This is a genomic window from Arsenophonus endosymbiont of Bemisia tabaci Q2 (assembly GCF_902713415.1).
GTDB lineage: Bacteria > Pseudomonadota > Gammaproteobacteria > Enterobacterales > Enterobacteriaceae > Arsenophonus.
Genome location: NZ_CACTIE010000157.1, coordinates 1 through 10,063, shown reverse-complemented (window position 1 = coordinate 10,063; position 10,063 = coordinate 1). Strand labels below are relative to the sequence as shown.

General features: G+C 37.1%; 7 protein-coding genes and 7 pseudogenes. 9 read left to right on the top strand and 5 right to left on the bottom strand.

Annotated features, from left to right (window positions below):
- The 3 genes and pseudogenes from ARSQ2_RS15270 to ARSQ2_RS14950 form a co-directional block, all read left to right on the top strand.
- Positions 1-343, top strand: a 343-nt coding sequence (locus ARSQ2_RS15270; RefSeq protein ID WP_276529427.1) for a hypothetical protein, incomplete at its 5' end; no start/stop codon positions are given.
- A pseudogene (locus tag ARSQ2_RS14955) lies at positions 337-938 on the top strand (FtsX-like permease family protein); the annotation flags it as partial. The gene ARSQ2_RS15270 and the pseudogene ARSQ2_RS14955, both read left to right, overlap by 7 nt.
- Positions 939-1,043: 105 nt before the next feature.
- A pseudogene (locus tag ARSQ2_RS14950) lies at positions 1,044-1,190 on the top strand (FtsX-like permease family protein); the annotation flags it as partial.
- Positions 1,191-1,281: 91 nt separating this feature from the next.
- On the opposite strand, the pseudogene cspD reads toward ARSQ2_RS14950, so the two are convergent.
- A pseudogene (cspD, locus tag ARSQ2_RS13030) lies at positions 1,282-1,494 on the bottom strand (cold shock domain-containing protein CspD).
- A 293-nt stretch (positions 1,495-1,787) separates the two neighbouring features.
- On the opposite strand from cspD, the pseudogene clpS reads away from it, so the two are divergent.
- Positions 1,788-2,106: pseudogene (gene clpS, locus ARSQ2_RS08590) on the top strand (ATP-dependent Clp protease adapter ClpS).
- Positions 2,107-2,132: 26 nt separating this feature from the next.
- Positions 2,133-4,428 (top strand): annotated as a pseudogene (gene clpA, locus ARSQ2_RS08585) (ATP-dependent Clp protease ATP-binding subunit ClpA).
- Between the two features lie 68 nt (positions 4,429-4,496).
- Here clpA and infA read toward each other — a convergent pair.
- Entirely contained in the window at positions 4,497-4,715 is a 219-nt protein-coding gene (infA, locus tag ARSQ2_RS08580) for a translation initiation factor IF-1 (RefSeq protein ID WP_129108862.1), read from the bottom strand.
- A gap of 317 nt (positions 4,716-5,032) precedes the next feature.
- Between infA and ARSQ2_RS13020 the strand changes: the two are divergent.
- Positions 5,033-5,344, top strand: a pseudogene (locus ARSQ2_RS13020) (IS630 transposase-related protein); the annotation flags it as partial.
- A 68-nt stretch (positions 5,345-5,412) separates the two neighbouring features.
- Entirely contained in the window at positions 5,413-5,853 is a 441-nt protein-coding gene (locus ARSQ2_RS08570; RefSeq protein ID WP_238334227.1) for an IS630 family transposase, read from the top strand.
- Here the strand turns inward: ARSQ2_RS08570 and ARSQ2_RS08565 are convergent.
- From ARSQ2_RS08565 to lrp, 3 genes are all read right to left on the bottom strand, one after another.
- Positions 5,745-6,272 (bottom strand): hypothetical protein, encoded by a 528-nt coding sequence (locus ARSQ2_RS08565; RefSeq protein WP_181995039.1) that lies wholly within the window; start codon positions 6,270-6,272, stop codon positions 5,745-5,747. The two genes, ARSQ2_RS08570 and ARSQ2_RS08565, sit on opposite strands and share 109 nt — an antisense overlap.
- Positions 6,273-6,377: 105 nt before the next feature.
- On the bottom strand, positions 6,378-7,451 hold the full coding sequence (locus ARSQ2_RS08560) for a DNA translocase FtsK 4TM domain-containing protein (RefSeq protein WP_181995038.1): 1,074 nt from the start codon (positions 7,449-7,451) through the stop codon (positions 6,378-6,380).
- A gap of 119 nt (positions 7,452-7,570) precedes the next feature.
- Positions 7,571-8,065: a leucine-responsive transcriptional regulator Lrp gene (lrp, locus tag ARSQ2_RS08555; protein ID WP_181995037.1), complete on the bottom strand. Its 495-nt coding sequence runs from the start codon at positions 8,063-8,065 to the stop codon at positions 7,571-7,573.
- 544 nt (positions 8,066-8,609) lie between these two features.
- Between lrp and trxB the strand changes: the two genes are divergently transcribed.
- The gene (gene trxB, locus ARSQ2_RS08550; protein WP_181995036.1) at positions 8,610-9,575 is read left to right on the top strand and encodes a thioredoxin-disulfide reductase; all 966 of its coding nucleotides are present in this window, start codon (positions 8,610-8,612) and stop codon (positions 9,573-9,575) included.
- Between the two features lie 156 nt (positions 9,576-9,731).
- A pseudogene (locus ARSQ2_RS08545) lies at positions 9,732-10,063 on the top strand (heme ABC transporter permease/ATP-binding protein CydD); the annotation flags it as partial.

Here is a 10,063-nt window from a genome sequence, read left to right as displayed (position 1 = left end):
ACAAGTCATCATCGATGCGGGGCATATGGTGGAATATTTGTCTACCTATTCGCCAGATCTTAATCCAATTAAACATAAATGGGCACAAGCTAAATGCAAAAAAAAGAGCGCTCGGATGCGACACAGATATTTTGTTCGCACTCAATATGGTGTAATCAAAATTAAGTCCCTTAGCTATATATCAGGTAAAATGAGTACTGATGTTCGCTTAGGTTATGGTAATCGGAATGCAGCAGGCAGTGCATTTGGGGTTGGAGAGTCATATTTCGATGTTTATTCCATGTCAATGAGCGAAAGTATAATTTTGACCAGCGATATGGTTAAGCACACCATGGACAGGTGATTGTTATTGATCAAAATACCAAGGATATGTTTTTCCTAAGCAGAAACAGGTTGTTGGTGAAATAATATTAGTCGGCAATATGCCTGTTACTATTGTTGGGGTGGCGGCTGAGCAAAAGTCAGTTTATGGCAATAACAATATGCTACAGATCTCCATGCCTTATACTACGATGAGTAGTCGTCTGATGAATCGCTCTTATTTTGATAATCTTTATATTAGGATCAAACAGGGGTATAGCTCGTTAGAAGCAGAACAACAATTGACACGATTGTTAACGGTATTGCATGGTAAAAAGGATATTTTTACCTATAACTTCGATACATTGATTAAAACGATAGAAAAAACGACCAATACGCTACAGTTATTTTTAACATTAGTGGCGATTATTTCGTTGCTAGTCGGTGGTATCGGTGTGATGAATATCATGCTGGTTTCAGTAACCAAACGGACGAAAGAAATTCGTATTCGCATAGCAATCGGTGCTCTAAATAGCGATATTATGCAATAATTTTTGATAGAGGCAATTTTTATTTGTTTGTTTGGTGGTGTTGTAGGGATTTTAATCTCTTATATCGTGGCGCTTATTGCGCACTTACTATAGCTAAGCATCTTAATTTTGATTACAAAATATATGTTTTTCTCCAACATAAATTGACTGATATAGAGTAATTACTTGTAATCATTTTAAAGTCGCCCAGCTATATTACCGGATTGGCAGTTTGCTTTTAGCCTAATGCCACTGCTTGGCGCTCTAGTTTGCTCAACCATCATTGGCCTCATTTTTGTTTTTTTACCCGCCCGCAACGCGGCAAAGTTAAAACCGGTAGATGCTTTGGCAAGGGAATAGTAGTAAATATTTATATGCTCCCAAAAGAAGCTTGGGAGCAAAGCGGAGCAATAATTAAAATAGCAAATGATTAAAGGCAATGAAAACCAACCTATTGATTTTCTACAGGAATAATAAGGCTGACATGGTTACCCTTAGGCCCTTTAGTTGAACTAAAATTGACCTTTTGTCCAGCTTTCAATGTACGGTACCCTTCCATCTAGATACTGGAATAGTGTGCGAAAATATCTTCGCCACCATTTTCGGGGCAGATGAAGTCAAAACCTTTAGCATTATTAAACCACTTAACTGTACCTGTCTCCATACATCATCCTTCATAATGGGGTTTTGTCAAACAAGTGCCTGTGAACAGCTTATTTCATATTGCAGCTAATTAAAAATTGCTTGTTCATAACATATACTGTATTAAAAAGATATATGGCGTCAAGTGTACTCTATTCGTAGAAACTGGTTCAGTTGCTAAAATTTGATTTAGATAACGCTATAGGTCACTGTTTTTTATTATTTACTTTTTTAAGGATGATTGGTCACAAATGGGATCAAAGTGATAAATTAAGAATAATGTATAATTAAAATATTTAATTGGATTTTTAAATAATGAGTGAGTGCCAATCAGATTATCAGACGGATGTCAGGTTCAAGGAAAAAGTGGAACATGCTTTACAAACACCTTCAATGTATAAGGTGATTTTGAATAATGATGATTTCACACGAATGGATTTTGTAATACGAGTGTAAAAAATACTTTTCATTTGATGAAAGGCAAGCCACACAAATCATGTTGGATGTTCATTTTTACGGGAAAGGGATTTGTGGGGTTTATACTGCTGAGGTTGCAGAAAGAAAGGCCGCAAAAGTTAATATTTATCGAAGAGAACATGAATATCGATTACTTTGCACGATAGAAGAAGTTTGATTAGACTAATTTATAGGGAGGTGATTATGCTTAACCAAGAACTTGAACTTAGTCTTAATGTAGCTTTTGCCAAGGCAAAAGATAGCAGGCATGAATTTATGACGGTTGGGCATCTATTGCTGACGTTACTCAGTAATACATCGGCCAGAGGGAAGCCTTAGAAGCTTGCAAAGTTGACCTTGTTGTATTGCTACAGGAATTGGAGCATTTTATTTCATAAACAACACCATTATTGCCTGAGGATGAGAGTCGGGATACTCAACTTACGTTAAGTTTTCAGCGAGTATTGTAGCGTGCAATGTTTTATGTGCAGTCATCTGGGCGTAATGAAGTTACTGGTGCTAATGTGCTGGTTGCTATATTTAGCGAACAAGAGTCTCAGGCAGCCTATTTATTTTTATTGCGTAAACACGATCTGAGTCGGCTTGATGTTGTTAATTTTATTTCTCATGGCATGGTCAAAAGTAGTGAGGCTGATAATAGCCATTCCGATTCTATTAATGCCGCTTATCAGAATGAAGAAGCTATTGACGTTGAAGAACGGATGGATAGCTTTACTACCAACCTTAACCAATTATCAAAAGCTGGCAAAGTTGATCCTTTAATTGGGCGTCAGCTGGAACTGGAGAGAACGATCCAGGTTCTTTGTCGGCGCCGAAAGAATAATCCGCTATTAATCGGTGAATCCGGGGTAGTTAAAACAGCGATTGCGGAAGGGCTAGCATGGCGTATCATACAAAATGATATCCCGGAAGTAATGAAAGATTGCACTATTTATGCCCTGGATATCAGTTCACTACTGGCGGGTACTAAGTATCGTGGTGATTTCGAAAAGCGGTTTAAGCCATTATTAAATGTGTTAGAAAAAGATGAAAAAGTATTCTTTTTATTGATGAAATCCATACGATTATTGGTGCTGGAGCGGCATCTGGCGGACAAGTTGATGCGGCTAATCTGATTAAGCCATTACTATCGAGTGGCCGGATCCGGGTAATGGGTTCAACTACCTACAAAGAATTTAGTCATATATTTGAGAAAGATCGTGCGCTGGCAAGACGATTCCAAAAATTGATATCGTCGAACCTTCTGCTGACGAAACGGTACAGATTATTAATGGATTACGAGCTAAGTATGAAGCTCACCATAATGTTCGTTATAGTCCCAAAGCGATTAAAGCAGCGGTTGATTTATCAGTAAAATATATTACAGATCGCCATTTAGCGGATAAAGTAATCAATGTTATTGATGAAGCGGGTGCAAGAACGCATTTGATGCCAAAAAACCGATATAAAAAAACAATTGGGGTACCAGAGATAGAATCAGTTGTTTCCCTCATTGCCCGGATTCCTGAAAAAACAGTTTCTTCTAGCGATAAAGAGCGATTGAAAAATTTAGATAAATAGATTGAAATTGCTAGTATTTGGTTAAGAGCAAGCTATTCAAACCCTCAGCGAAGCGATTAAAATGAATCGAGCGGGGTTAGGTAGTAGCCACAGACTTATTGGCGCATTTTATTTGCTAGGCCAACTGGTGTCGGTAAGAGAGAAGTCACTGTGCAACTGGCAAAGGCATTAGATATTAAATTGTTGCGTTTTGATATGTCAGAATATATGGAACGTCATACAGTTAGTCTAGTCGGCTAATTGGTGCTCCACCAGGATATGTAAGCTTTGATCAAGGTGGTTTATTGACAGATGCGGTTATAAAACATCCTTATTGGGTCGTTTTATTAGATGAAATAGAAAAGGCACATTCTGATGTATTTAATCTTTTATTACAAGTGATGGATAATGCTACTTTAACCGATAATAATGCCCGTAAGGCTGATTTTCGTAATGTTCTCTTGGTGATGACCACTAATGCGGGTGTGCAAGAAACACAACGTAAATCGATTAGTTTTACTGAGCAGGATAATAGTACCGATGCATTATCAGAGATAAAACGAATTTTCGCGCCTGAGTTTCGTAATCGATTGGATGGCATAATTTGGTTTAATGGTTTAACACCAGAAATTATTGCTCAAGTTGTTGATAAGTTTATTGTTGAGTTACAAGCGCGACTTGATGAAAAAGGTGTATCAATTGAAATGAGTAATGCGGCACGTCAATGACTTTGTGCTAAAGGTTATGATAAGGCGATGGGAGCCAGGCCGATGGCAAGAGTGATCCAGGATAATTTAAAAAACCTTTAGCTAGTGAACTTTTATTTTGGCAGTTGAGTCACGGTGGTGCTGTTAAGATCGATCTGAATAAGAAGACGCAAAAATTAACTTACCATTTTGAAGGTATGCATAAAACTAAACCAGAGAATGCAATAATTTAATTACAGATGGTTTATAACCATAAACGATATTCTAATCGTCTATGGCAAGAGCCTGAGAGAAGTGACGATCAACGGCTACGAAAGATGATTCTGCCTTTACTCAGATCATAAGGTGTTAACTCGACAGTCACTTTGTCGCCCGTCAGAATACGGATATAATTTTTGCGCATTTTACCAGAAATATGCGCAGTAATTACGTGTCCATTTTCTAGTTCAACACGGAACATGGTATTGGGCAGACTATCTATTATTGTACCTTGCATTTCAATATTGTCTTCTTTGGCCATCTAATCCTCTGAGTTAATCACCACGTTTTTACCGGCAAGATAATGCCGAAAAATCCTTCTTATGTAAAGGAGTGTCGAGTTTAAAGTCACTTTTTCTTTTTATCAAGATACGAAAATTACAGCATTAAAGCTTACTTAATAGTACAAAAATATAGAACAAGTATACAGTTTGAACAACGCGAACGATAAAAAAATAAAATGTAATAATATCATAGCAAACCATCTAGCTTATAGCTAAGTGTCTTAATTTTGATTACAAAATATATGTTTTTCTCCAATATATAGCTAAGCGACTTAATTTTGATGACATTATTTATATGAGCTATTCAATTGATTTTAGACGTAAAGTGATATTTACGATGGAAGAAGAAGGGTTGAGTATCCGAGAAACAGCGAAGCAATTTCGGATTGGCTCTGCATCTGTATCGCGTTGGATTAATCAAATAGAGCCAAAAGCATCGACTACGCGTCAGCGAAAAATCGATAAATCCGAGTTGATAAAAGATGTTGAACAATATCCAGATGCTTACCAAAAAGAGCGTGCAGAGCGTTTTGGCGTTTGTCAGAAGGCTATTTGGCAAGCTCTTAAAAAAATGGGATTGACCTATAAAAAAACTCTACGTCATCCGAAAGCCGACGAAAACACTCGACAAACGTTTCAACAAAAAAACAACAGTATGAAAAAGAAGGCAAGCATATTGTTTTTATTGATGAAAGTGGTTTTTCACACGATACCCCGCGGACTCACGGCTATTCCCCGAAAGGTCAACGGTGTGTTGGTCTCAAGAACTGGGGAGCTAAAGGAAGAACAAATGTTATCGGCGCTTTATTGGGCACAACGCTGTTTGCTATCGGATTATTTGATATCAATATTAACAGCGATGTTTTCTATGCATGGGTCACCCAAGTCCTTATCCCAGTACTTCCTAAAAACAGTGTAATCATGATGGATAATGCAACTTTTCACAAGAAACAGAGTATTCAACAAGTCATCATCGATGCGGGGCATATGGTGGAATATTTGCCTACCTATTCGCCAGATCTTAATCCAATTGAACATAAATGGGCACAAGCTAAATGTAAAAAAAGAGCGCTCGGATGCGACACAGATATTTTTTTCGCACTCAATATGGTGTAATCAAAATTAAGTCGCTTAGCTATACCAGAAAAGGATGAAAAAGACTTCCCTGCTCCGGGTAATGTTTGTTCGACTTTTTGTTTTTTATCCTTAGTAGATAGCGGTATTTCGGTGACCTCTTTTGCTAGTTGCTTCTGCCATACCTCTCTATCTTCTGCCAATGGCCATTTATGCTCTATATGCGGCTGGCTTTCAACTGATCTATTTAATTCTGCCTCATCTGATCTAATCGGTTTGTCCTTGTCATCAATTCTATTTGTTGGCGGATTAAGATTGTTAGTTATATCAGTGTTATAACGTTTATTTTGCTGCTGCAAAAACTGTTCACGTAATTTATCTTCATTCCAATCATCAATACTAAACTCAGCACCATCCGGTTGCGTTACTGAATTTTGATAAGCGTTTTGATCGGCAGCCAATTGCTGCTCTTTTTGTGTCGTTAGACGATTGCCGTAAAGTTCACGTCGCGTTGGTAAACAAACAGGATTAGGACGTGTAAATTCTGGGCCAATTCCCTTTTTAATTTACGATTTTACTGGCGTGAAAGCAGTACTAGGGTCAACCTCGGTATCTATTTTTGTTACCGATGATATTAATGTTTCACTTAGATTTGCGGTTTTATCTTGCTCGCTAATTTGAGTAACGGTATTAGCATCTATCGGTTTATTTAGATTAACATCATCATCCATTGGAACAGGTATATCTGAAGGTTTGCTAAAGATATCTTCATCATATTTGTCCAGCGTTGCTGATTGAATATCAAAACCAACTTCAGTTTCATCAGGCATGAGAGTGGATCCCTTTTCACCATGCAATTCATGGTTTTTATTATTGCTCAATTCCTCTTTCGCTAGCTGACTAATTGGCGAAGCTGAAAAAAGTACATCATCGGGATCGATATAATCTACATTGGTGCCATCGTACAATTTAGCTGGATGAGGTGAAACATAAGCTTCTGTTGTCTGACGGTTGTTATTTCTACGAGTACGATTAGTGATTAGTGATATGGTTGCTAAAACTAGTGCGTCAATCTTTTCCGCAATCGTCAACCATGACCAACCGGTAAATAAGGTGAAACTAACTGCCCATATACAAAGTAACGCTAAGGTTGTTCCTAAAATATTAAACCAAGGCAAGATGGCATTACTAAAAACACTACCAATAATTCCGCCAGAGGAAAAATTAGGTAAATCATCAATATTAAGTGATGCAAGAGCACACGATGTAATTATTAGCGCCAACCCACCGATCAGGGGTAAGGAAAGGACAAAAAAATCCAGACAATTCTGGTTATCAATATCTTTAAATACATTCCAACATCCTAACAACATAACTAATGGTATAGCATAGGCTAAAATGCCAAAAACAGAGAAAAGAATATCCGCTAACCAAGTACCAATACCGCCAGCTAAATTTTTAATCGATTCATTCCAAATGGTCTGCGACCAGCTAGGATCCGAGGGATGAAAACTTATCAGGGCCACCACTAAAAAAATCGCCCAGATAGTAATTATAAGTAAAATAATCTCTGTCAGTATTTTGCCATTACTTATCTTTTTTAACTTAATATTTTTGTCTTCTGTATATTCCTGGCCCAAAACTAACACTCCAGGTTTTTCCTGTTGATTGAAAGGAACAACGCTGAGTAATGCTCAGCGTTGAAACTGTATACATAAACAGGAGTTTACCTAACTTTTCCAGTTTTGCATCTATTTGATTAGCGTATCTTAATGACCAAACGATTACTCTGTTTTACCTCTTCCATTACTACATAAGTACGCGTGTCATTGACACCTGGAAGACGAAGTAAAGTCTCTCCTAACAATTTACGATAAGCAGACATATCAGGAACACGTGTTTTAAGTAAATAATCAAAATCCCCAGAGACTAAATGACATTCCTGAATTCCCTCCAGTTTTTGCACAACGGCATTAAACTCTTCAAAAACATCCGCAGCACCACGGTTCAAGGTAATCTCAACAAAAACCAACAAAGATGCATTGAGATAGTGTGGATTTAATAAAGCAGTATAACCTGAAATAAAACCTTGACGTTCCAACCGGCGCACGCGTTCCAAACAAGGTGTTGGTGATAACCCTACTTTCTTAGAAAGCTCTACATTAGAAATACGACCATCCTTTTGTAATTCATTCAGTATGTTCCTATCTATACGATCAAGATCTTTTCCTGGACGCTTTTTGTTATCAATCATTTCGTTATCTCTCTTTTATCTATTTTTTATACCCATTACATTCCCTATTTTCTTTTCTTATGATTGAATTGGAAAAGATGCAATAAGGTTAAACTCCGCCTGACCATTAGTATTTAGTAGTATAATTCATCTTGTAGATAAATCATCTGGTTAGTTTTCAATTTGATAATGAAAAGTAGGATATTTATCTATTTGTTTAAATGATGTTTAATTTCCATTAATTAAATGAGGTAATTAATGCTACAAGATGTTTTCTCAAATACACAACCGATTGTCAAAGATTATGAATAAAATCAGAACATCATATGGAAACGAATGTCTTATTAACATATTGTCAATAAGACATAAGGAAAATTATCAACTTAAAACGTTTTTTCACGAAAAATAATCTTTTTTCATGACTTGCTGCCTTAATAAAATGTTAAAGACAAGCTAATAAAAATGACTATTCCTTATCATCTTTTAATTCAATTTACTTTTTTTAATTTTTCTAATCTCCTACAATCGCCATATTGAATAAATATTCTTAAAAAATGGAGCATCTATGAACACCACCAATCATAGTAAATTTGTTATTCTAGGATCTGGCCCAGCTGGCTATACAGCAGCAATTTATGCCGCCCGAGCAAACTTAAGTCCGGTATTAATCACCGGCGTTCAACCAGGCGGACAATTAACCACAACCACCGAAGTTGAAAATTGGCCTGGGGATCATTCCGAATTAATGGGGCCGGTGTTGATGGAACGGATGCTGCAACATACTAAAAAATTTGCGACAGAAGAAAACATTATTAATGATCACATTCATAAGGTTGATCTGCAGCAACGGCCGTTCCAACTGACTGGCGATAAGGGAATATATAGCTGCGATGCACTTATTATCGCTACCGGCGCCTCACCTCGCTATCTGGGTCTTCCTTCTGAAGAAGCCTTTAAAGGTCGTGGTGTTTCAGCCTGTGCTACCTGTGATGGTTTTTTCTATCGAAAACAAAAAGTTGCTGTTGTGGGGGGTGGAAATACCGCTATTGAAGAAGCTCTTTACCTATCAAATATCGCTTCAGAAATCCATGTTATTCATCGACGTGAAACATTTCGAGCTGAAAAAATTCTTATTCAGCGGATGATGGAAAAAGTAAAAACTGGCAATATTGTATTACATACCAATTTTACTCTCGATGAAGTATTAGGTGACAATAGTGGTGTCACTGGAATCAATTTACGTTCAACCCAAAATGACAACATAGAGATGCTTTCCGTGACTGGCGTATTTATCGCTATTGGCCATACCCCCAATACAAGTATCTTTGCCGATCAATTAGTGTTAGAAAATGGCTATATTCAAGTGCAATCTGGGACTAAAGGCAATGCGACCCAAACCTCAGTTGAAGGTGTTTTCGCTGCTGGTGATGTTATGGATCATATCTATCGTCAAGCGATTACCTCAGCAGGTACTGGTTGTATGGCCGCCCTTGACGCCGAACGTTATTTAGATGCATTATATCGCAAATAAATGTTACAAATTATAATAATTTAATAAAGTTCTTTAGCAGGCGCTGGCGAAATAGCGCCTTTTTAGCTGTAACATACCTCTAAAGTTGATATTAGATAAAATTAATATCAACCCGTTGTAATAATTAACTTAACGCCGGTATATAAAATCATCACTATGGATAAACAAAAACAAAGTGAACTGCTTAAATGGTTGAAACAACAATCAGCACCAGCAAAACACTGGCTACGCTTATCCATGTTACTGAGAATGATTAGTGGCCTACTGATCGTTACCCAAGCGTGGCTAAAAGCCACCATTTTACAAGCATTAATTATAGACAATGTATCGAGAGAACAACTACTTGTTCAATTTTCATTACTCATTTGTGTATTTATTGTAAGAGCAATAATTAATTTTATACGAGAAACTGTTGGATTTGTTTGTGGCAAAATTGTTCGCCAGCAGATCCGTAGCATGGTACTAAATAAACTTAACCAATTAGGACC